Source organism: Streptococcus sp. SM5 (assembly GCF_027497975.1).
Genome location: NZ_JAJNSC010000005.1, coordinates 1 through 24,137 on the forward strand (window position 1 = coordinate 1; position 24,137 = coordinate 24,137).

The 24,137-nt window shown below is 38.3% G+C and carries 13 protein-coding genes; 2 read left to right on the forward strand and 11 right to left on the reverse strand.

Going from position 1 to position 24,137, the window contains the following annotated elements:
- The 9 genes from PAN07_RS04950 to PAN07_RS04990 form a co-directional block, all read right to left on the reverse strand.
- Positions 1-3,365 (reverse strand): FctA domain-containing protein (locus PAN07_RS04950; RefSeq protein ID WP_269797327.1); only part of this gene is annotated, 3,365 nt, incomplete at its 3' end.
- Positions 3,366-3,677: 312 nt separating this feature from the next.
- Complete coding sequence (locus tag PAN07_RS04955; RefSeq protein WP_269797328.1) at positions 3,678-4,385, reverse strand: glucosamine-6-phosphate deaminase; 708 nt, start codon at positions 4,383-4,385, stop codon at positions 3,678-3,680.
- A 195-nt stretch (positions 4,386-4,580) separates the two neighbouring features.
- A complete protein-coding gene (locus tag PAN07_RS04960) occupies positions 4,581-12,428 on the reverse strand; it encodes an SspB-related isopeptide-forming adhesin (protein WP_269797329.1) in 7,848 nt (2,615 codons plus the stop codon).
- A 399-nt stretch (positions 12,429-12,827) separates the two neighbouring features.
- Positions 12,828-16,004, reverse strand: coding sequence for a carbamoyl-phosphate synthase large subunit (gene carB, locus PAN07_RS04965; protein ID WP_269797330.1), 3,177 nt, complete (start codon positions 16,002-16,004; stop codon positions 12,828-12,830).
- Positions 16,005-16,315: 311 nt separating this feature from the next.
- Positions 16,316-17,395, reverse strand: coding sequence for a carbamoyl phosphate synthase small subunit (locus PAN07_RS04970; protein ID WP_269797331.1), 1,080 nt, complete (start codon positions 17,393-17,395; stop codon positions 16,316-16,318).
- Between the two features lie 46 nt (positions 17,396-17,441).
- Complete coding sequence (locus tag PAN07_RS04975) at positions 17,442-18,365, reverse strand: aspartate carbamoyltransferase catalytic subunit (protein ID WP_269797332.1); 924 nt, start codon at positions 18,363-18,365, stop codon at positions 17,442-17,444.
- Positions 18,366-18,383: 18 nt separating this feature from the next.
- Positions 18,384-18,905 carry a bifunctional pyr operon transcriptional regulator/uracil phosphoribosyltransferase PyrR gene (gene pyrR, locus PAN07_RS04980; RefSeq protein ID WP_142557742.1) on the reverse strand — a complete coding sequence of 174 codons (522 nt, stop codon included), beginning with the start codon at positions 18,903-18,905 and terminating at the stop codon, positions 18,384-18,386.
- 209 nt (positions 18,906-19,114) lie between these two features.
- On the reverse strand, positions 19,115-19,744 hold the full coding sequence (gene nth / locus PAN07_RS04985) for an endonuclease III (RefSeq protein ID WP_269797333.1): 630 nt from the start codon (positions 19,742-19,744) through the stop codon (positions 19,115-19,117).
- Positions 19,745-20,287, reverse strand: coding sequence for a DUF177 domain-containing protein (locus tag PAN07_RS04990; protein WP_269797334.1), 543 nt, complete (start codon positions 20,285-20,287; stop codon positions 19,745-19,747).
- 167 nt (positions 20,288-20,454) lie between these two features.
- Here PAN07_RS04990 and PAN07_RS04995 point away from each other — a divergent pair, with 167 nt between their 5' ends.
- Positions 20,455-20,784, forward strand: a complete 330-nt coding sequence (locus PAN07_RS04995; RefSeq protein WP_269797335.1) for a helicase BlpT — start codon at positions 20,455-20,457, stop codon at positions 20,782-20,784.
- 243 nt (positions 20,785-21,027) lie between these two features.
- Positions 21,028-22,587, forward strand: a complete 1,560-nt coding sequence (locus PAN07_RS05000) for an ATP-binding cassette domain-containing protein (protein ID WP_269797336.1) — start codon at positions 21,028-21,030, stop codon at positions 22,585-22,587.
- 43 nt (positions 22,588-22,630) lie between these two features.
- Here the strand turns inward: PAN07_RS05000 and htpX are convergent, their stop codons facing one another.
- Together htpX and PAN07_RS05010 are read right to left on the reverse strand one after the other, a co-directional pair.
- Entirely contained in the window at positions 22,631-23,530 is a 900-nt protein-coding gene (gene htpX, locus PAN07_RS05005) for a zinc metalloprotease HtpX (RefSeq protein ID WP_269797337.1), read from the reverse strand.
- Position 23,531: 1 nt separating this feature from the next.
- Positions 23,532-24,092: a LemA family protein gene (locus PAN07_RS05010; RefSeq protein ID WP_269797338.1), complete on the reverse strand. Its 561-nt coding sequence runs from the start codon at positions 24,090-24,092 to the stop codon at positions 23,532-23,534.
- Positions 24,093-24,137 lie beyond the last annotated feature (45 nt).

Below are 24,137 nucleotides of genomic sequence, written 5' to 3' on the forward strand. Positions count from 1 at the left end.
TCAGTTGTTGGAGCTTCAGTTGTTGGAGCTTCAGTTGTTGGAGCCTCAGTTGTTGGAGCTTCAGTTGTTGGAGCTTCAGTTGTTGGAGCTTCAGTTGTTGGAGCTTCAGTTGTTGGAGCTTCAGTTGTTGGAGCCTCAGTTGTTGGAGCTTCAGTTGTTGGAGCTTCAGTTGTTGGAGTGTAAGTATTTGTAAACTTACGAGCTTCATCTGCTTCTGTAACAGTAGCTACGAGTTTACCTTCACCGTTATCTACAACTTTAACATGAACTGTATAGCTTTCTTTAGAGTATGTAACTCCTTCTGCTGTACCAGCTTTTTCTGTAATTGTATATTCGTGGTCTCCAGCTTCAGTGTATGAAAGTTTGAAGGCTACTTCGTTTGTTGCAACTTCAACACCCTCAACTTCTTTACCGTTTGATGATGTTGCGATGACGTTTCCGCCTTCGCTCAATTCAAACTCAAATTGTTCTTTAGCAAGTTCTTTACCAACTAATTCTTTAGTTGCTTTGATGACTGCTTCAGCTGGTGTTGCTTTATATTTGTTTGTAAACTTACGAGTTGAATCTTCTTCTTTAACAGTAGCAACTAGTTTGCCTTCGCCATTATCTACTACTGAGACATGGATTGTGTGGCTTTCAGTTGAGTACTCAACTCCTGCTACTGATCCAGCTTTTTCTGTCAACACGTATTCGTGCTCGCCTGCTTCAGTGTATGAAAGTTTGAAGGCTACTTCGTTTGTTGCAACTTCAACACCCTCAATTTCTTTACCATTTGATGATGTTGCGATGACGTTTCCGCCTTCACTCAATTCAAACTCAAATTGTTCTTTAGCAAGTTCTTTACCAACTAATTCTTTAGTTGCTTTGATAACTGCTTCTGTTGGTGATACTTTATAAGTATTTGTGAATTTACGAGTTGAATCTGCTTCTTTAACAGTTGCAACTAGTTTGCCTTCGCCGTTATCTGTTACTGAGACGTGGATTGTGTAGCTTTCTTTAGAGTACTCAACTCCTGCTGCTGAACCAGCTTTTTCTGTCAATACGTATTCGTGATCGCCTGCTTCAGTGTATGAAAGTTTGAAGGCTACTTCGTTTGTTGCAACTTCAACACCTTCAACTTCTTTACCGTTTGATGATGTAGCGATTACATTTCCGCCTTCGCTCAATTCAAACTCAAATTGTTCTTTAGTAAGTTCTTTACCTACTAATTCTTTAGTTGCTTTGATAATAGCTTCTGCTGGAGTTGCTTTATAGGTGTTTGTAAACTTACGAGCTTCATCTGCTTCTGTAACAGTAGCTACGAGTTTACCTTCACCGTTATCTACAACTTTAACATGAACTGTGTAGCTTTCTTTAGAGTATGTAACTCCTTCTGCTGTACCAGCTTTTTCTGTAATTGTATATTCGTGGTCTCCAGCTTCAGTGTAGAGAACTGAGAAGACCACTTCATCTGTTGCTGCTTCAACACCATTAACTGTCTTACCGTTTGATGATGTTGCAATAACTTTTCCACCTTCGCTCAATTCAAATTCAAATTGTTCGTTAGCAAGTTCTTTACCAACTAATTCTTTAGTTGCTTTGAATGTAGCACGAGCTGGTGATGGCTCATATGTGTTTGTTAAAGTTGGTGCTTGAGTTGTAACCTCAGCTTTAAGTGTTCCACCTTCAGCTTTAACAACGACTGTTACTTCGTATGAGTTTTCATCAAATGTGATACCAGGAACTTTTGTTTCAGTATTTTCTTTGATAACATAGTTGTAGGTACCAGGACCTTTAGCTTTCAAACCTTCAAATGTGATGCTTCCATCTGCTTTGTTTGTTGTTGAAGCAATTGGAGTAGTCAAGTTGTTTGCATTGTACAAATCAAACTTGAACTCACCTTCTTTCAAGGCTACTGGACGATTTCCAGCAATTACTTTCTTAGCAGTGATTGAGAAATCTGCTGCGATTGGTTCGTCTTGAAGGTTAATCTTAGAACCTTCAGCTCCAAGAACTACCTTATATTCATTTTCATCAAGAGTATATCCAGCAGGTGCTGTTTTTTCTTTGATGATGAATGTCTTACCGACATATTTTTGATCAAACTCATCAGAGATTGCCACACCTTTTTCATTTGTAGTCAATTCTGTAGAGATAGTTCCATCTTCTGACTTAACTGTATAAACAGCGCCTGCAACTGGAACCAATGTGAAAGCATTTGTCTTGTTAATTTTAATCTTGAAGGCTGTAGAAGCTTCGATTTGTCCTTTTACAAGAGATCTACGTTCAGCTTTAAAATCTAAGTTTGTACGATTGCTACGTTGAGTAAGTGGAGTTCCATCTGCTTTAGTCAACTGGATAACGTTTTGAACATTTCGTCCATCACCAGGCGTAGTTGTATGGTACTCAACCCAGTATGCTTTAGATCCATCTGCAAAGATAAGATTGAACTGAGTATAGTTCTCATTCCAAGCTACAGTATAGTCAGTACCTTCTACCATCTTCTTAGCATCAGACGGAACTTGAGAAGTACCGTCGTTCATTGTAGCAGAAGAATAAACTACCAATGACTCTGGGATATACTGGATAGGAGCAAACTCAGCTGTGTTTGGAAGGAAGTCATTCAACACTAGGTTTTTACCATAGTCCTGTTTTCCTGTATTGACACGGATTCTCCATGGAGAGTATACATCACCTTTACCTACTGAACCGATAGCTGCTAACTTTGCTGAAGTCCATTCTTTACTTACTACATCGTTACCAACCTTAGCATAGTTTTCGAAACCTTCTTGCTTGCTGTCAACTGTCTTAGATGTAAAGGTATGTGTGATTGTTTTACCAACACCCTTGTTTTCAAAAGTAAGCGGCGTTGCTGTTTGGTCACTCTTGAACAAGAAAGTAATTGCATAATTTCCTTTCACGCCTTTAACGGTATCCCCGCCTGTTTTAGCTTGGAACTCATCAAGGTTCTTCAAAGTAACACGTGCCTTACCACCTTGGTTATCACCATTAGCAGTAACAACTACTGTACCGATATTTACTTTTGTTTCCTTATCGAACAATTCAGTCGTGCCGTTATACACGGTTACTGGTGTAGGAATATCTACATCAAAGTAATCGCCATTGGCCAATTTACCATCATATTGCTTGAGGTCAAATTGAACAAAGAACTGATTTGAACGATTGGTAATAATCTGATACGTACCATCTGCATTCGGTTCCAATTTGGAATCCGACATGTTGAGGACATTTATATCAGTTACTACACCCGTTAATTCTTTCCCATCCGCATAAGCGACATTGGTCGATAAGAACAATGCACTCAGGAAGGTCAGAACTGATACAAAAAATATTAAAAACGGCTTTTTCTTTAACTTTTTCACCATTAAATATTTCCTTCTTTCCCTATTTTTTTAAATATATTGAATTATTAAATAATCCAAGATAATAGTACTATATTTCAATTTAAAAGTCAATGAAATCGAAAACAAAAAGCCGATAATTTAATATATTTTTGCTATAATTTTATATCTTTTAAGTTTTTAGAATTTTTCCTTTTATAGCGTACATTTTTTATAAAAATATGATATATGAAAAACTTTGATAAATCAAATTTATGATATTCTGAATTTAAAAAGCTATTCAAAAAATTTTGAATAGCTTCCTATTATATAGTCAATAATTATAGTCAATAATTTTTACTTCTTCAATAAACTAAGCGCTTCAGCGTCTGCAATAATAATAACATCATTATGATTCTGAAGGCTACTTGCCGGAAGGCTTTCAGTCACAGGACCTTCAACAGTTCCAGTGATAGCTTCTGCTTTTGACTTACCGTAGGCAAAAAGAATAATAGACTTGGCATCCAAGATGTTTTTGATTCCCATTGAAATAGCTTGGGTAGGTACATCTTCGATTTTATCAAAGAAACGAGCATTAGCCTCAATTGTAGACTGATCTAAATCAACCAAGTGCGTTTGGCTGTCAAATGGTGTACCAGGTTCATTAAATCCAATATGCCCATTACGACCAATTCCCAATATCTGCAAATCTACAGGATGGTCTGCAAGAATTTGATTGTAACGTTCTACCTCTTCTTCTGCGTGGTCTTTATCACCACGAGGTAAGAAGCTTTCTTTAAATGGTTTTTTGTTGAAAAGATTTTCTTGCATGAAATAACGGTAAGACTGAGGATTATCTCCATCAAGTCCTACATATTCATCTAAGTTCACACTTGTTAGGCTTGAAAAATCAAGATCACTTTCAACGATTTGTTGATAAAACTCAAGAGGGCTGCTTCCTGTCGCAAGACCCAGTGTTTTAGCACCGTTTTCTAATTTTTCTTTCAAAATATCAAAGGCAACTTTCCCACCTTCGATTGGATTATCCACTTGAATAACTTTCATAATCAATTCCTCCGTTTTTCTTTCATTATATGGTATAGACCAATTTTTGTCAAGTGAAAACGGTTTATTTTTTTCACAAAACAATTCTTATTTACTTTTATTCATAATGAAGATGAAAAAAAGAGAGAGCAATTAAGCCCTCTCCATTTTCATGAATAAGAATTAGAAACTTATCCAATCTTAGAAGATATTTATTTAAACTTCATCTTCTTTACGCTTGGTAACCAATCCAAGACCAAATAATCCAAGTACTGCACTAATAGCCGCTACAACTGTAGTTGATTCTTCACCTGTATTTGGTAATTCACCTTCCTTAGGTGTTTCTGGTGTTTCTGGTGTTGGTGGTGTTACCGGCGGGGTCGGTGGTGTCACCGGTGGAGTTGGTGGTGTCACCGGTGGAGTTGGTGGTGTCACCGGTGGGGTCGGTGGTGTTACCGGCGGGGTCGGTGGTGTTACCGGCGGGGTCGGTGGTGTTACCGGCGGGGTCGGTGGTGTTACTGGTGGGGTCGGTGGTGTTACCGGCGGGGTCGGTGGTGTTACTGGTGGGGTCGGTGGTGTTACCGGCGGGGTCGGTGGTGTTACTGGTGGGGTCGGTGGTGTTACCTTGTTATTGAACTCGGTATCTTCTGGCATTTGTGTTGTTAGGGTCAACACTTTTCCATCCTTGGTTACCGTAACATTTACAGTAGCAACCATACCATCGTATTCCATACCAGTCTCAGTACCTTTTACTTCTTCTACGTGATAGAGGTGTGTACCTTCTTCACCACGTTTGAATTCAAGGGAGGAGAACTTGATTTTACCTTCAGCATCATTGCTTACAGTTTCAATCACTTTTCCATCCTTATCTTTCAGTACAAAAGTAAATTCACCAGCCTTCAATTCACGGCCTTCTAATTTCTTAGTGAAACTGAACTCAACTTTAACTGGAATATTAACAACACGTTTTTCAGTTGGTTTTTCTGGTTTTTCAACTGATTTCTTAGTTGGATCGTATTGATGAACGATTTGTGAAGCTGTATTTTCAATATCTACACCTTCTTTAGCCGTTTCCTTGATACGAGCAGGAATATCAAACTTGTAATAACGTCCAAATGCTAGCTTAGCAGTGTCAATCACTTGAGTAGCTTCTTCATCACCAAGTGATTTCGTTAAATCAGCTTTAGATGTCGCAGTAATAACACCATTTACGATTGCAATATCAAATTTAGTTGTTACGTCTTCACCTGTTACTGAATCGTATGCTTTAATATCGGCTACATTAACATCCAAGTTTTCGCTGTCATATTTATCTGTAATTCCTACAGATTGAATATTGTGACCTTCTGTGAATTTAGTTGTATCCAACCATACTTGGTAAACAACCTTATCACCTTTATGGAGTGTTTGAGTATTGATATTTTGCTTTTCATTATTATCAACATTGTCCACATATGGATCTTTGTTGGTATCAACTACTTTATCAGTCAACTCTTTATCATCATCAAGGAGTTTATTACCAGTGATATCGAATTTCTCTTCATTAAGAATATATTTCTCTGGATTGAACTCAGGAGTTTCTGGAGGAGTTACACGATTGTTAAATTCTTTATCCGCAATGTCGCCTACAGTCGCGATCAGAATTTTAGCTGTTCCATCGTGTTTCACTGTGACTGTTACATTCGCTTTCATTGTGTCGTATGTAACGGTTGCGTCGCTTCCTTTAACCTCTTCTACTGTGTAGTTGTGTACACCTTCTTGGTCTTTCTTGAACTCAAGTTTAGAGAACTTAACATTACCTGATGCATCGTTGCTTACAGTTTCAAGAGTCTTACCTTCTGAATCTTTAAGAACGAAGCTGAATTCGTTAGCTTTAAGCTCACGGCCTTCCAAACGTTTCGTGAAGTTGAATTCTACTTCAACTGGAACGTTGTTGACACGTTTTTCAGTTGGTTTTTCTGGTTTCACAACTTTCTTAGTAGTTGGGTTGTAGTAGTTGACTACTTGAGCCGCAGTATTTTCGATATCTACACCACCAGGTACATTAGCTTTCACTGTTGTTGGGATGTCGAACTTGTAGTAACGTCCAAATTCGAATTTAGTTGTGTCAATCACTTGTGTGTTTTCTGCATCGCCAAGTGACTTCGTGAAGCCATCTTTAAGGGTTGCAGTAATCACACCGTTGTTCACAGTAATATCGAATTTATCTGTTACTTCTGCGCCTGTTACTGAATCGTAAGCTTTAATCTTAGTAGCGTCAAGATTCAACTTAGTTTCATCGTAGTCATCTGAGATTCCTACTGATTGGATGTTGTCCTTGTTGTTTGCGTCAAATTTAGTTGTATCCAACCATACTTGGTAAATCAACTTGTCGCCACGTTTCACAGTCTTGGTGTTCAAGTTTTGAGCTTCGTTGTTTGATGCATCATCCGCATATGGGTTCGCATTGGTATCTGCGTACTTGTCTGCCAACTCTTTATCATCATCAACGAGCTTGTCGCCTGTGATATCGTATTTCTCTTCAGAAACAACATATTTCTCTGGTTGGAACTTAGGTTCAGTTGGTGGAGTTACGGTATTGTTGAATTCTTTATCAACAGCATCTGTTATATTCGCTACGATTGCTTTAGCTGTACCATCATGAGATACAACAACTTTCACAGTAGCAACCATTGTGTCGTATTTGACAGATGCATCTGTACCAGGAGTTTCTTCAACTGTGTAGTTGTATGTCTTACCAAGATCATCTCGACCGAACTCAAGAGCCTTGAAGACAATCTTACCAGTAGCATCATTCTTCACGCGCTCAACTTCAACGCCGTTTTTCTTCAAGACGAATTCGAATTCATTTGCTTGAAGTTCACGACCTTCCAAACGTTTAGTGAAGTTCATTTCCACTGGAACTGGAACACTATTGACACGTTTTTGAGTTGGTTTTTCTGGTTTCTCAACTTTCTTAGTAGTAGGATTATAGTAGTTCACTACTTGGGCTGCAGTATTTTCGATATCTGCACCTGCAGCTACATCATCCTTAACTGTTGTTGGAATGTCAAATTTGTAGTAACGCCCAAATTCGAATTTAGTTGTGTCAATAATTTGAGTATTTTCTGCATCCCCCAATGACTTAGTGTTACCAGCTTTGAGAGTTGCTGTAATAACTCCATTATTAACCGCAATATCAAATTTATCTGTTACTTCAGCTCCTGTTACAGAATCGTAGGCCTTAATATCAGCTTCATTCAGAGTTAATTTAGCTTCATCGTAGTTATCAGAAATTCCTACTGATTGAATATTATCTCTGTTATTAGCATCAAATTGAGTTGTATCTAACCATACTTGGTAAACCAATTTAGAACCACGTTTAACAGTCTTAGTATTTAAGTTTTCTGCTTCATTGTTGCTATCTTTATCAACATATGGATCAGTATTTGTTTCTGTATACTTGTTTGTTAACTCTTTATCATCATCAAGTAGTTTGTCACCAGTAATATCGTATTTCTCAGTATTTACAACATATTTTTCTGGTTGGAACTTAGGTTCTTCTGGTGGTGTTACAGTGTTGTTGAACTCTTTATCAGCTGGATTAGTCACAGTTGCAATGAGAGCTTTAGCAGTACCATCATGTGATACTGTTACAGTCACTTCTGCTTTCATAGTATCATATGTTACAGTCGCATCTGTTCCTACAACTTCCTCAACAGTGTAGTTGTATACACCTTCTTCACCCTTCTTGTATTCTAAGGCTGAGAATTTAACATTTCCTGTTGCATCATTCTTAACTGTTTCAACTTCATTACCTTTTGAATCTTTCAGAACAAAGCTAAATTCGTTAGCTTTCAGTTCACGACCTTCAAGTTTCTTAGTGAAGTTAAATTCTACTGAAATTGGTACACTGTTCACACGTTTTTCAGTTGGTTTTTCTGGTTTTTCAACTTTCTTAGTAACTGGATTGTAGTAGTTAACTACTTGTGTCGCAGTATTTTCAATATCTACTCCACCATCAACATCATTTTTAACAACTGCTGGGATATCGAACTTGTAGTAACGTCCAAATTCAAATTTAGTTGTATCGATAATTTGAGTATTTTCTGCATCACCAAGTGACTTAGTATTGCCAGCTTTAAGTGTCGCTGTCATTACTCCATTTTCAACTGTAATATCAAATTTATTTGTTACATCATCACCTGATACTGAATCGTAGGCTTTGATCTTAGTACCATCGACATCAACCTTAGTTTCATCGAAATCATCCGTAATTCCAACTGATTGTACCTTTTCCTTGTTATCAATTGTGAATTTAGTAGTATCTAACCAAACTTGATAAACTAATTTATCTCCACGTTTAACAGTCTTAGTATTGATATTTTCAGATTCGTTGTTATTCGTTTGATCAGCATATGGGTTAGTATTAGTATCTTTGTACTTGTCTTCCAACTCTTTATCGTCATCCAACAATTTGTTGTCTGTAATAGAGTATTTCTCTGTATTCAAGACGTACTTCTCTGGTTGGAACTTAGGTTCAGTTGGTGGTGTAACTGTATTATTGAATTCTTTATCAGCTGGTTCAGTTACATTTGCGATTAAAGCTTTTGCAGTACCATCATGTGAAACAGTAACTTTAACTTCAGCCTTCATCGTATCATAAGTAATAGTTGCGTCAGTTCCAGCTACTTCTTCAACAGTGTATTTATGTTCACCAACTTGACTCTTTTCAAATTTAAGAGCTTTGAATTTTACTTTACCATCCGCATCGTTCTTGACAGTTTCAACTTCTTTTCCTTTTGAATCTTTCAGAACAAAGTTAAATTCGTTGGCTTTCAGTTCACGACCTTCTAGTTTCTTAGTGAAGTTAAATTCTACTTCGATAGGAACACTGTTCACACGTTTTTGAGTAGGTTTTTCTGGTTTTTCAACTGTTTTACTTACTGGATTATAAACGTGGACGATTTGGTTGGCTTTGTTTTCGATGTCTACTCCACCTGGAACTGAATCTTTAACTGTTGCTGGAATATCAAATTTATAGTAGCGACCAAATGCAAATTTAGTTGTATCGATAACTTGTGTATTATCTACATCACCTAATGATTTGTTTACAGAAGTCTTAGATGTTGCTGTAATAACACCATTTTCAACCTTAATATCAAACTTATCAGTGACTTCATTACCAGTTTCACTATCGTAAGCCTTGATTTCACTAGAGTTAACCGTTAATTTATCAGCATCATAAGTATCAGAGATTCCAACCGATTGGATATTGTTTCTATCAGTGAAGTTCTTAGTATCTAACCATACTTGGTAAACTAATTTTTCACCGCGTTCAACAACCTTCGTATTGATGTTTTCTGCTTCGTTGTTAGTAGTTTTGTCAGCATAAGGGTTTGAATTTGTATCTGCGTACTCGTCTGTCAACTCATCATCATCGTCAACGAGTTTTGTACCAGTGATGTCAAATTTTTCTTTGTTAAGAACAAATTTTTCTGGTTGGAACTCAGGAGTCTCTGGAGGAGTAATCTTGTTGTTGAACTCTTTATCTTCAGTTCCATCTGTAGATTCTCCATTCTCATTTACTCCACCTGCTGAGCTTACATTTGTTACAGTTGTTAAGGCATGTCCATTTTTAGCAACTTCCACAGTAAGCGTTGCTTTCATAGTGTCATAAGTCATCCCTAGCTCTTTAGTAGCTGGAATAACCTCTTCTACTGTATAAGTATGTCTACCAACTTTTGTATTATCAAATGACAGTTCAGAGAAGGTAACAGTACCGTCTTCTTTATTTTTAACAGTTTCAACTTCTTCACCTGCTGCATTCTTCAGGACAAAGCTAAATTCACCTTCCTTAAGTTGGCGGCCCGCGAGTTTCTTCGTGAAATCAAACTTAGTAACTACTGGTGAAACTACATAGTTATTAAAGATTTTGTCATTAGCGTCTGCACTAAATCCACCTTCAGAACTATACTTAACTGTTGCTTCGAGATCACCCACTGCATTTTTTTCAGTTACAGTAACTGTCATTGTAACTGTCATTGCATCGTAATCAACGTTCGTATCAGAACCTTTTAACTCTGTAATCTTGTATTTATAGGTACCAGGATTACTAAATGATAATTCACTAAATGTTGCCTTACCATTTTTGTTTGTGACTGTTTCTTCATGTTTATCAGGAGTACTCTTTTCCTCTGTTAACTTGAAGCTAAATTCCCCATCTGTTAATACACGTCCATCAAGTTCCTTTTCAAATTCAGGCGTAACTTTAGCTGGTTCGCGTTTTACATAGTAATAGATCGGTTGTTTATAAGGCGTTAAAGAGTTTAATAAGTCAACATTTGTACCAATACCATAATTTCCTCTTTCCAACTGTGCATTTGGAGAAAGGTGTCCAATATTGTCCCCTAAGAATGGTACAAATACCGTTTTCTTAGGTATATAGCCAGCTGCATTTTGGAAGTCAAATGGAATTTCCTTACCATTTGGGTAGTCTGTAACTTGTTGTGTTCTTGGATCGGTTACTTTATGTGGAATAGTCGTAAGAGGTGTCTTTTTAACAGCTAGTTCTTGTTTGTTATAATCACCTGGTTTGATTGGTTTAGTTTCTGCGAGTAGCATGTAACCATCTGTTTCCAAAGTACCATCAGAACGTTTGTCCTGTTGTTTTGGATCTAATAAGTAAACACGAACAACTACTGAACCATCTTCTCCAACAATTTCTTTAATACGTTTAATTCCTGCGCGTTCAGCATCCATAAACTTTGTCCCAACTTTATAAGGACGACTTACAAAGCCAGTTGTAGTATCTGGATCTGCTGCTTGATAGAGTTTATAACCGTCAAATTCGCGCTCACCTGAAGCAGTAAAATGTTGTCCTTCCATAGCTTTAGTTGTGTATTTAGCTAAATCTACTTCGTTTCCATTATCTTTATAATCTTGGACAGTTTTATCTGTTTTGTTAGCATTGAATGTTGGGTTACTTCTATCAACGACTTTATAGTAAGTTGTTTTTTCAACAAATCTAGGGATTTTACTATTTGTATCTGTAATCCTACGGCCATTATAAGCTGGTTCTACAACGTTAATAATATCTGTTGAAGTACGAGCCTTATAAACTGCATCGAACAGTTTTTGTTCCTCTGTAGTCAGTTGATGCCCACTTGCCACAAGATTTTTGATATTATCTCCAACTTCAAAACCATATTGAAGGAAGGGTTGAGGTGCTTCAGCCTTACTAGCAGCTACCCCTTTATTATAATCAACCTGATAAGTCAGTTCTCCATTAGAAGCTGTCTTAGTAGTTGTAAAGCTTTGAATACCACTTGATGCAGAAATAGTTCTTGTTTCAACTACATTTCCAGTATTCTTATCAATTAATTCGACAGTTGTTTCAGTAGAATCATCAAATCTCTTGTATGAACGAGAGTAGTAGTTTGTATTGTAACGTTTATTAAACTCAGTTAGTTCTACAATACTATAAGTATAAACATCACCTTCTTTCCTTTCATAACCAGCTGACACTGCTTGGGAATTAACAGTTGCACCATTTGGGTTTGACATTTCTGGTGTAGCTTTTTCACCGTCTTTTAGATAGGTTTCTGTCGCAATCGGTGTAACATTATGGTCATCAGCTGCACGACGACTACGTACTTTTGGTTTATTTTCTTCAGAAACAGCTGGTTTTACTTCTTCCTTTGTTTCAGAAGGTTTGAAAGCTTCTGTAGCTTCAGCTTCAGATTTTGCTTCAGTAGTTTCTGGTTTTGCTTCCTCTTTAACTTCAGAAGCAGGTTGAAGTTCTACAATACTATTTGCATCAGTCGCTTCAGGTTTAGCGACATCTTCTTTTATTTCAGGAACTACTTCTGTAGAAACCTCTTCCTTTTTAGATGACTCTCCAAAAGGATCATCATGACTTACCATCTCAGTTTTTTCCTCAGAACTTGGTTGTGCAGGAAGCTCGGAAGCTAATACAGTACCACTATTAGCCATCATAAAGCTAAGAGTTGTTCCTAAAAAGACTGATGCAACACCAACCTTATATTTACGCAAAGAGAAGCGTTGTTGTTCTTTTCTTATCATATTGATAAGTTCTCCTTTTTAATATTTTTACTATTAGTCAGAAACAATTTGATGTTTTAATATTTTTGGTTTTTAAATACATAATTCTTCTAACTTCTTTAGTATCTTCATCTTATCATAAGAATTTAAATAGTTCAAAGAATTATGCGCTCCTGAAAACGTTTACTTTTTTTATTTGTTTTTTAAAATAAATAATCAAAAATTATACTGTATTTTTAAATGTTGGTTCAAGAGAAAACTGATTTAAAAGGATTTTTAAAATAGAAAACTAACAATTTCTATTATATTTAAATTTCTATTTTATATTTGCAGCTCCTTTATTTTACTTGTGAATGTGATTTTCATAACTAAATTTATATTATTGTAAAAAAAAGATTCTCAAATGAGAATCTTCTTTTATTAAATCGCTTCTGTGACAAAACTTCTGCTTTCTAATACTTTTAGCATGGCATCTGCTGTATCCAAAGCTGTAAAGAGAGGCACCCCATGTTCGATAGCTGAACGTCTGATTTGCTCTCCATCTTCATCGGCTGTCCGTTTGGTACCAACTGTGTTGATGATAGCTTGAATTTTTCCTTTGCGGACGTAGCTTGGGATATCATGTTCATCATCACCAATCTTACCAACGAGTTGGGCTTGCAATCCATGACTTGCAAAGAACTCTGCTGTTCCAGCAGTTGCAAGGATTCCGTAACCAATGTTTTGGAAACGACGCGCTAAATTCAAAGCTTCTTCTTTTGCATCGTCTGCTATGGTAAAGACAACATTACCAAAGGTTGGCAAGTGAAGGTATGAAGCTTCAAAAGCTTTATAAAGTGCTTTTTCAAGAGTGGTATCAGAACCCATGACTTCCCCTGTTGACTTCATTTCAGGTCCTAACAAGCTATCTACTTTCGCTAGCTTAGTAAAGGAGAAGACTGGCGCCTTGATATGAACGCGAGTGCTTTCTGGGTAAAGTCCATCTTGGTAACCAAGTTCTTCAAGACTTTGACCAAGAATCAACTTAGTCGCAACCTGAGCCATAGGGATGTTGGTTACTTTAGAAAGGAATGGTACGGTACGGCTAGCACGCGGATTTACTTCAATAACGAAGACTTTCTCATCCTTGATAACAAACTGGATGTTCATCATCCCAAGACAGTTGAGCCCGATTGCAAGACGCTTAGTGTAATCAGCAATCGTTTCTTGCACCTTTTGAGACAAGGTTTGTGGAGGGTAAACAGCCATGGAGTCACCTGAGTGGACACCAGCACGTTCGATATGTTCCATGATACCTGGAATGAGAACATTTTGTCCGTCTGAGATGGCATCAACTTCACATTCTTGTCCAACGATATAAGAGTCAACAAGAACTGGATGGTCTGGACTTGCCTTAACCGCAGTACGCATGTAAGAACGAAGATCATCTTCATTTTCAACGATTTCCATAGCGCGTCCACCCAAGACATAAGAAGGGCGAACGAGAACTGGGAAACCAATTTTACGTGCAGCAAGTACTGCTTCTTCTTCATTGGTTGCAGTCTGGCCTGGTGGCTGTGGAATATCCAAGTCTTTGAGGGCTTGCTCAAAGAGGTCACGGTCTTCGGCACGGTCCAAGTCCGCAACTTGAGTACCAAGGATAGTTACACCAGCTTTTGCCAATGGCTCAGCAAGGTTGATAGCTGTTTGACCACCAAATTGAACGATAACACCTTTTGGTTGCTCTAAGTCGATAACATTCATAACATCTTCGAATGTCAATGGTTCAAAGTAAAGTTTGTCTGATACAGAGAAGTCTGTTGAAACTGTCTCTGGGTTTGAGTTCATGATGATAGCTTCATAGCCAGCAGCTTGGATTGCCTTAACAGAGTGAACAGTTGCGTAGTCAAACTCCACACCTTGACCGATACGGATTGGACCAGAACCCAAGACTAGAACAGACTCCTTATCAGACTTAATAGATTCATTTTCCCAACCATAGGTTGAATAGAAGTACGGAGTTTCTGATTCAAACTCTGCTGCACAAGTATCAACCATCTTGTAAACTGGGACAATCTTGTTTTCCAAACGTAGTTGACGAACTTGGTCAGCTGTAGTATTCCAGAGTTCAGCAATCTTACGATCTGAGAAACCATTGAGTTTTGCTGTTTTTAAGACGTCTACATCTTGTGGATGAGAACCTAATTCTTGCTCAATCTCAAAGATATGCAAGAGTTTATCAAGATAGAAAATATCAATCTTAGTCAAATCTGCAATCTCTTCTGGTGTATAACCACGACGAATGGCTTCTGATACATAGAAAAGACGGTCATCTTGTGCTTTGACAACTTTTTCAATCAAGGCATCATCTGAAACATCTGCAAGTTCAGGCATTTCATTGTGATGCACCCCAATTTCAAGTGAACGACAAGCTTTAAGAAGTGACTCTTCGATGTTCCGACCGATGGCCATAACTTCTCCAGTCGCCTTCATCTGAGTACCGAGACGACGTTCACCCTTTTCAAATTTATCAAATGGGAAACGAGGAATCTTAGCAACAACATAGTCAAGCGCTGGTTCAAACATAGCATAGGTTGATCCTGTAACTGGGTTAATAACCTCATCCAAGGTCAATCCTACTGCAATCTTTGCAGCCAATTTAGCGATTGGATAACCAGTCGCCTTAGAAGCAAGGGCTGATGAACGAGATACACGAGGGTTTACTTCGATGACATAATACTTAAAGCTATGAGGATCAAGTGCCAACTGAACGTTACATCCACCTTCAATCTTGAGAGCGCGGATAATGCTCAAGCTCGCGTCACGAAGCATTTGGTTTTCATAGTCTGACATGGTTTGTGCTGGGGCAAATACGATGGAGTCTCCTGTGTGAATCCCAACTGGGTCAAAGTTTTCCATGTTACAAACAACAAGGGCATTGTCAGCTGAGTCACGCATAACCTCGTACTCAATTTCCTTGAAACCGGCAATGGAACGCTCAATCAAACACTGGGTAACAGGTGACAACTTCAAACCATTTTCAGCGATTTCACGCAGTTCTTCCTCGTTGGCACACATACCACCACCGGTTCCACCAAGAGTGAAGGCTGGACGGACAATGACTGGGTAGCCAATAGTTGCTGCAAAAGCAACAGCTTCTTCAACCGTATTTACAATTTCAGATTCTGGGATTGGTTGATTCAGCTCTTCCATCAATTGTTTAAAGAGATCACGGTCCTCAGCTTGGTCAATGGCAGACAATTTAGTACCGAGAAGTTCTACTCCAAGCTCATCTAAGATTCCGTTTTTAGACAATTCCATGGCCATATTAAGCCCTGTTTGCCCCCCTAGAGTTGGAAGCAAAGCATCTGGACGTTCCTTACGGAGAATACGAGTCACAAACTCAAGTGTGATTGGCTCGATGTAAACCTTGTCTGCAATTTCCTTATCAGTCATGATGGTTGCAGGGTTAGAGTTTACCAAGACAACCTCATAACCTTCTTCTTTCAAAGACAAGCAGGCCTGGGTTCCAGCATAGTCAAACTCAGCAGCCTGACCAATAATAATCGGACCAGAACCAATCACCATAATTTTTTGAATATCAGTACGTTTAGGCATAGTTTATGATACAAAGCCCGTCAAGAAAAAAGTGAAAATAGGAAACTCGGTGCAGACGCATTCAGCATCAAAACTATGTTTATCTTTTTCACACAGTTCTTAGGGCGTGTTCACTTCCGCGAACAATGTATCTTCTCCTTTCTATTCGGCAACTCTCTGATTGCCATTAAATAAGATACAAAGGACGAATAGAAAGCGATTGAATTTTAGGAAACCAAGGAAGGATTGACAATCCGAGTTGGTTTCTCTAAATTCCAAGCTTTCCGTCCGTGTTCAATTCCATAAATTCTCCGACGATTTCTCACTCGTCTTTAGTTTGATTGTTTAAAAGCTTCCATCATTTCGATAAACTCGTCAAATAGGTAGCTTGCGTCGTGTGGCCCAGGAGCAGCGTCTGGATGGTATTGGACTGAAAATCCTGGTTGATAACGATGGCGAACCCCTTCAACAGACTTGTCATTGATTTCTTCGTGGGTAATAATCAAATGGTCTGGCAAATCTTCGCGACTAACGGCATAACCATGGTTTTGACTAGTGAAGTCCACGCGCCCTGTTGCAATTTCGCGAACAGCATGGTTGAAACCGCGGTGACCAAACTTCATCTTATAAGTCTTAGCACCATTAGCCATAGCAAATAGTTGGTGGCCCATACAAATTCCAAAAATAGGAATTTTACCTTGAATTCCACGTATCATGTCAAGTGCCTGTGGAACATCTTCAGGATTACCTGGACCATTTGACAACATGACACCATCTGGATTCAAATGTAGAATTTCATCTGCTGTTGTTGTGTAAGGTACAACCGTTACGTTACAATCTCTCTTAGATAGCTCTCTTAAGATAGAATGCTTAAGACCAAAGTCAACAAGAACAACACTTAAGCCAACACCTGGTGCAGGATAAGCAGTCTTAGTCGAAACTTGCTTAATATTATCAATTGGTAAGACCGTTGCCTGAAGTTGATCTGAAATATGATCAATACTATCACCGACATGAGTAATAGTTGCTCTCATAGTTCCGTGCTTTCGAATAATTTTTGTAAGGGCACGTGTATCAATACCAGAAATACCAGGAATCTTTTTAGATTTCAAAAATTCGTCAAGGGTCATCTGGTTGCGCCAGTTACTAGCTCTACGAGCTTCTTCAAATACCACTACTCCTTTACAGGTTGGACTAATGGATTCATAATCATCACGGTTGATTCCATAATTTCCTACCAAAGGATAAGTGAAAGTTAAAATCTGTCCATTGTAGGACTGGTCAGTGATAGATTCTTGGTAACCTGTCATCCCTGTATTGAAGACAATTTCACCAGTCACATCGATATCTGCTCCAAAGCCTTTACCTTCAAAGATTGTCCCATCTTCTAATACTAGAAGTCTTTTTGTCATAATTCACCTCTCGTGAACGCTCTCAGGCGTCTTTTAACGTCTTGTGTTAGTTAATATTTCTACTTGCCAAAACGGATTCTAAAATAGCCATTCTTACAAATACACCGTTGGTCATCTGCTGAACAATACGTGATTTTGGTGCTTCAACCAAATGGTCAGCAATTTCTACATCACGATTAACAGGAGCAGGGTGCATAATAATAGCTTTTTCTTTCAATCGTTCATAACGGGCTTGATTTAAACCATGCTGAGAATGATAGCTCTCTTTTGAAAAAACTACTCCACTTTCATGGCGCTCGTGCTGGACACGTAACAGCATCATCACATCTACTTGATCAATAATTTCGTCAATGGTTACAAACTTACCATAATCAGCAAATTCTTGGCTTCGCCATTCTTCAGGGCCTGCAAAATATAGTTCTGCACCTAAACGTTTTAAAATTTGCATATTAGACTTAGCTACGCGCGAATGATCTAAATCCCCGGCAATGGCAATCTTAAGCCCTTGAAAATTACCAAATTCTTCATAAATCGTCATTAAGTCAAGTAAACTTTGACTAGGATGTTGACCCGAACCATCTCCTCCATTAATAATGGATGTTTTGATCGTTGGACTCGCTATTAATTCTCTATAGTAGTCTACCTCTGGATGACGGATGACACAAGCATCTACACCAAGAGCAGACAGAGTCAAAATCGTATCATAGAGTGTCTCACCCTTATTGACTGAGCTTGTTTTCACATCAAAATCCAAGAGATTTAGACCAAGTTTAATCTCTGCTACTTCAAAAGATTTGTGAGTCCTGGTTGAACTCTCGAAAAAGAGATTGGCAACTATAGGTTTATCTGTATAGGACTTACTGGCACCATTTTTAAACTCGATGCCTCTCTTAATGAGTTTCATGACTTGATCGACCGTCAAATCTTCCATCGATACTACATGTTGCAAGGCTTGTTGATTTTCCGACATAGCTACTCCTTCAGCTGTTTAAGCTTCTTCGGTAATCAGGACTCTGTCTTGACCATCAAGTTCTGTCATCTCAACGATGATTTCTTCAGAACGACTGGTTGGAATATTTTTCCCGACATAATCTGGACGGATTGGTAACTCACGGTGACCACGGTCAACCAGCACAGCTAAGCTTACACGAGCAGGGCGACCCTTACTGACAATATTATCAATAGCAGCACGAATGGTACGACCAGTGTAGAGAACATCATCAACCAAAACAACTTCTCGATCTGTCACATCTACAGAAATCAAGGAAGTATCTTCACCGCTTTTAACATCATCTCGGTAGGGCTTAGTATCTAATTCTACAACAGGAACTGATAGATTTTCTAATTGTTCCAAGCGTTCTTGAATACGGCGAGCAATAAACACACCTCTAGTTTTAATCCCTGCTAAAACGATTTTATTTAAATCTTTATTGCGTTCAATAATCTCGTAGGTAATACGAGTAATAGCACGCTTAACAGTTAATTCGTCAACTACTTCTTTTGTCTTCATGACAAACCTCCAAAAAGAAAAGTCTCCTTAGACAAGGAGACTTGAGAATGTATCATTAAGCGAGCCATACTGGAAACAGCATAGACTTACTCTTCTACTTTATCGAGCTCCTTGCCTGCCTCACGGGACAGGTTTAAAGGAATATTTTATTGTCCTTACTATATCACAAAGCCCAGTTCAAAGCAAGTAAAAACATTCAATGTTTGACCTTATAATGAACTAAAATCATACAATTGTGGATAGTGTTCGCATTCTGGATTTTTCGGATGACAAATGGCACGTCCAAAGTAAATCATGGCCTGATGGGCTGCTAACCATTCTTCTGGTGGCAAGACATCCATGACACGTTTTTCAACTTCAAGTGGCGTAGCTGATTTTTTAACAATATCATGGTGTTTGCAGATACGTTCTACGTGAGTATCAACTGCAAAAGCTGGAATTCCAAATCCCACACTCATGACTACATTGGCTGTTTTTCGGCCAACTCCTGCCAAACTCTCTAATTCTTCCCTGATCTGAGGAACTTGACCACCAAAATCATCCAGAAGTTGTTGGGCACATTTTTTGAGGAATTTTGCTTTGTTTCGATAAAGACCTAGGCGAGAAATATGTTTTGCAATTTCACTCTCACTGGCATCTGCCATGGCTTGAGGCGTAGGGAACGCTTCAAAAAGAGCTGGAGTTGCTTTATTTACCGCAGCATCTGTCGTTTGAGCAGATAGCATAACGGCAACCAAAAGCTCAAAATGATTGCGAAAATCTAGACTTGGTTTCGCATCGGGAAAAAGAGCTATGATTTCCTCAATGACATGACGGGCACGTTTCTTGGATAAAACCATCTACTCATCTCCATCAAACAGCCCTTGCAACTCTGCAAAAGGACTATTTTCTTCTTTCTTAACTGCTTGTTGAGCTTGATATTCTTCCTCAGACATGATTTGCCAGTCATTTCCAGAGACAAAACCCTGACCAGCTTCTTCTTCAGCCGTTAAGACTTTGATTGGAATATTTAGTAAGATATTATCAGATACGCTCTCAGAAAGGTCGATTTCTCCATTTTCGATAGGTAAAACCAAGTCATCATCTAGAACTTCTTGGTCCAATTGATTGGTAGCACCTTCCATAAAGACTTCTGTCACTGGGTAAGACTCTTTCAATTCTACCGGCTCCATACTGCGGCTAGAAGCTAGAACGATTGTATAAGATAACTGATAATCAAGGAAAAACATACGGTCTTCGTACTGAACTTTCCCTACTGCTTGGATATCTTTTACATCTAAAATTTCTTGATTACGGTCACGTAAGTCAGCTGACAAGTCTAGAGTTTGCTCAAAGTGCAATCCTTCAGGCAACTTACGAATTTCTTGAATATTTAATTTCATACTTCCTCCATAAAGATTTACTCACTTGATTATACCATGAAATCACTTAATTTAACCGCTCCAGACCTTGATTTAATTTTTATCATTTTTTGATATATTTATTATGACAATTTTATTTTTTGTGCTATACTATAGGCATCAATACATGAGCAAAGGAGGACGCTCATATGGAAGACAAAGCTCTTTTAGCTGAAGCCTATCAACTCGTTTCAGAATTAAATCAAACGATACAAAGCTGTAAACAAGGATTACCTGATGATCAGCGCTTACAACAAATTATTGACCAGCTTCTTAATCAACTTAAAAAGGCCAAAAAACTAGATAATTCTATCTTAATTGAACTGGAATCATTTTACCAACGGACTAGCCTTTTGATTGGACTTGGTTCACTGAAATTAAATGACCAAGCCCGCACTGCTTGGAGAAACTATGACAAGTTTCACTACGATCACGTTAAACATACGTTGACACTCTATGGACCTGTTTTTGGTTTTTAAAAATAGAGGGTTTTCTGGCTTAATCTTGACAAATTTTCTCAAAAAAAGTATGATGATTGCAACAATACTCGGAGGTAAGGGAGACATGAACAACTAAGTCTATCAAATAAAGAACCTTTATTTAGTAGATCTTGTTTCTGTCTCTTTTTTGTGTGCTCTTTTTCTGCTGGATTTTCAGCCCTTTTAAAAGAGTTTTTTTGACATAGACGATTAGCTCTACTAGGTAAAGTAGAGCTTTTTGTTATGCAATATGAACATTCTAGAAAGGGCAATCATATGATAAAAATCAATCATCTGACCATCACACAAAACAAAGATTTACGAGATCTTGTTTCTGATTTAAACATTACCATCCAAAACGGAGAAAAGGTCGCTATTATAGGCGAAGAAGGAAATGGAAAATCGACTTTACTACGAGCTTTAATGGGAGAAAAATTAGCTGATTTCTCTATCAGGGGAGAAATCCAATCTGATCTTCAATCACTGGCTTACATTCCTCAAAAACTAGCTGAGGACCTGAAAAAGAAAACTCTACATGACTACTTCTTTTTAGAGTCTACAGATTTGGACTACAGCATTCTCTATCGTTTGGCTGAGGAGTTGCACTTTGATAGCGACCGTTTTGCTAGCGACCAAGAAATTGGTAGTCTCTCGGGTGGTGAAGCATTGAAAATTCAGCTCATCCATGAATTTGCCAAACCCTTTGAGATTTTATTTTTAGATGAACCTTCAAATGACCTGGATATAGAGATGGTTTATTGGCTAAAAAAACATATTCAAAAGATGAGGCAAACCGTTATTTTCATTTCTCATGATGAAGATTTTCTCTCTCAAACGGCAGACACCATTATCCACTTGCGACTGGTCAAGCACCGGAAAGAAGCGGAAACGCTAATAGAGCATTTAGACTACGATAGCTATAGTGACCAGAGAAAGGCTAATTTTGTTAGACAAAGCCAGCAAGCTGCCAACGACCAGAGAGCCTATGACAAAACCATGGAAAAACATCGCCGAGTTAAGCAAAATGTAGAAACTGCACTTCGAGCTACCAAAGACAGTACTGCCGGTCGCCTATTGGCTAAAAAGATGAAAACTGTTCTCTCTCAAGAAAAACGCTTTGAAAAGGAAGCTCAGTCCATGATCCAAAAACCACTTGAAGAGGAACACATCCAACTTTTCTTTTCAGACATAGAGCCATTAGCGGCTTCAAAAGTCTTAGTTCGACTAGAAAATGAGACTTTATCCATTGGCCAACGAATTCTGTCTCAAGGGCTACAATTAACTATCCGTGGTCAAGATAAAATCGGCATTATCGGTCCCAATGGCGTTGGCAAATCCACTCTTTTAGCAAAGTTACATCAACTACTAAGCGGCAAAAGAGAGATTTCGCTTGGTTTTATGCCACAAGATTACCAAGAAACACTGCAATTGGATCTATCCCCAGTAGAATTTCTCAGCCAATCTGGACACAAAGAGGAAATACAGAAAATCCAATCTCGCTTAGCCAGTCTTAATTTCAGCTATCCAGAGATGCACCACCAAATCCACTCCTTATCTGGAGGTCAACAAGGTAAACTCCTTCTTTTGAATTTAGTTCTGCGAAAACCAAACTTTCTCCTTCTGGATGAACCCACACGAAATTTTTCTCCAACTTCTCAACCAGAAATCAGAAAACTCTTTGCCACTTATCCTGGTGGTCTCGTCACTGTTTCGCATGATCGACGTTTCTTAAAAGAAATTTGTACGAGTATCTATAGTCTGACAGAGCATGGTTTGGAAGTAGTCGATTTACAAGATCTTTAACTTTTGAAAATAAAACATCCAGAGGAAAACCTCTGGATATTTTTTACATATTTTTCAAACGCTCAATTCGTTCTGAAATAGGTGGATGCGTATAAAATAGTTTTTTTAAGAAACCTGGTTTTTGAGGATCATTGATATAAAGTGCACTACTAGCATCATCCACATGATGACTCATGGGTTGACTATTGTCTAATTTTTGTAAAGCATTGATCATCCCTTGCGGATTACGAGTTAATTCCACACTTGAAGCATCCGCTAAAAATTCTCGTTGGCGAGAAATAGCTAATTGCACTAAAGTTGCTGCAAGAGGTGCCAGAACTATGGCTAAGAGAGAAATAACTAACAGAATCACTTCAAGTCCTCCACCGTCACGGTCACTATTTCTTCTACTGCGTGATGCTCCACCCCACCACATCATACGACCAGCCATACTTGATAAAAGGGTAATGGCACTAGCTAGAGCAACAGCAATAGTTGAAATACGAATATCGTAGTTGCGAATATGGCTAACCTCATGGCCGATCACGGCTTCTAACTCCTCACGGTTCATGATATCTAACAGTCCTGATGTAGCTGCTACAGCAGCATTTTGAGGATTAGAACCTGTGGCAAACGCATTTAAGCTAGCATCATCGATAACATAAACACGTGGCATTGGAATTTGAGCTACCATAGCCATATCCTCCACAACATGATAGAGAACTGGTTCTTCATTCCTGTCAACTTCACGCGCCCCATTCATGCTCATAACAATCTCTGTAGATTGGAAAATCATGGATACTGCATAGACAAGTCCGATAAGAATAGCTAAAGTTACTCCCATCAAACCAGAGTTCATAAATAAATAGCCTACTGCATAACCTACTAAAGCCAATAGAAGGAAAAATACAGTTAAAAGAACTATTGTTTTACGTTTATTACTTGCAATTTGTTGATACAGCATTTTACTCACCTAGACTAGAAAAATCAACCTTAGGCAGCGCTTTTTCTTCTTCAGGTGTTTGAAGAAATTCAGACGCTTTAAACCCAAAAATCCGAGCAACCAAATTACTTGGGAAGGTTTCTAATTTAACATTGTAGTTGCTAACAACACTGTTATAAAGTTGACGAGAGTAGGATATTTTATTTTCTGTGTTAGTCAATTCTTCTTGTAATTTGGCAAAATTGGCACTAGCCTTTAAGTCAGGGTAATTCTCAGCCACCGCAAAGATGCCCGATACTTGACGAGTCAATGCATCACTAGCCTTCATAGTTTCTGCAGGCGTAGTTGCTGCCGCTACTTGTGTTCGAAGTTGAGTCACTTTTTCAAGTGTAGAACTTTCATATTTCGCATAACCTTTAACCGTTTCAATCAAGTTAGGCAAGAGATCATTTCGACGTTTCAACTGAACATCAATCTGACTCCATGCTTCCTTTGTTTGCATACGCACTCTGACTAGGCTGTTATAACTAACAATCACAAAGAGAACAATAAAAGTAGAAATTCCAAGAATAATCCAAGACATAGTAGGATTCCTTTCTCATTTAAGATTAGTACCAGTATATCAAAT

What these genes read in the sequence shown, in the direction of transcription:
- PAN07_RS04955 (WP_269797328.1), bottom strand. Translation starts at nt 4,385, where the DNA reads ATGAAAGTTATTCAAGTGGATAATCCAATCGAAGGTGGGAAAGTTGCC.
- PAN07_RS04960 (WP_269797329.1), bottom strand. Translation starts at nt 12,428, where the DNA reads ATGATAAGAAAAGAACAACAACGCTTCTCTTTGCGTAAATATAAGGTT.
- carB (WP_269797330.1), bottom strand. Translation starts at nt 16,004, where the DNA reads ATGCCTAAACGTACTGATATTCAAAAAATTATGGTGATTGGTTCTGGT.
- PAN07_RS04970 (WP_269797331.1), bottom strand. Translation starts at nt 17,395, where the DNA reads ATGACAAAAAGACTTCTAGTATTAGAAGATGGGACAATCTTTGAAGGT.
- PAN07_RS04975 (WP_269797332.1), bottom strand. Translation starts at nt 18,365, where the DNA reads ATGTCGGAAAATCAACAAGCCTTGCAACATGTAGTATCGATGGAAGAT.
- pyrR (WP_142557742.1), bottom strand. Translation starts at nt 18,905, where the DNA reads ATGAAGACAAAAGAAGTAGTTGACGAATTAACTGTTAAGCGTGCTATT.
- nth (WP_269797333.1), bottom strand. Translation starts at nt 19,744, where the DNA reads ATGGTTTTATCCAAGAAACGTGCCCGTCATGTCATTGAGGAAATCATA.
- PAN07_RS04990 (WP_269797334.1), bottom strand. Translation starts at nt 20,287, where the DNA reads ATGAAATTAAATATTCAAGAAATTCGTAAGTTGCCTGAAGGATTGCAC.
- PAN07_RS04995 (WP_269797335.1), top strand. Translation starts at nt 20,455, where the DNA reads ATGGAAGACAAAGCTCTTTTAGCTGAAGCCTATCAACTCGTTTCAGAA.
- PAN07_RS05000 (WP_269797336.1), top strand. Translation starts at nt 21,028, where the DNA reads ATGCAATATGAACATTCTAGAAAGGGCAATCATATGATAAAAATCAAT.
- htpX (WP_269797337.1), bottom strand. Translation starts at nt 23,530, where the DNA reads ATGCTGTATCAACAAATTGCAAGTAATAAACGTAAAACAATAGTTCTT.
- PAN07_RS05010 (WP_269797338.1), bottom strand. Translation starts at nt 24,092, where the DNA reads ATGTCTTGGATTATTCTTGGAATTTCTACTTTTATTGTTCTCTTTGTG.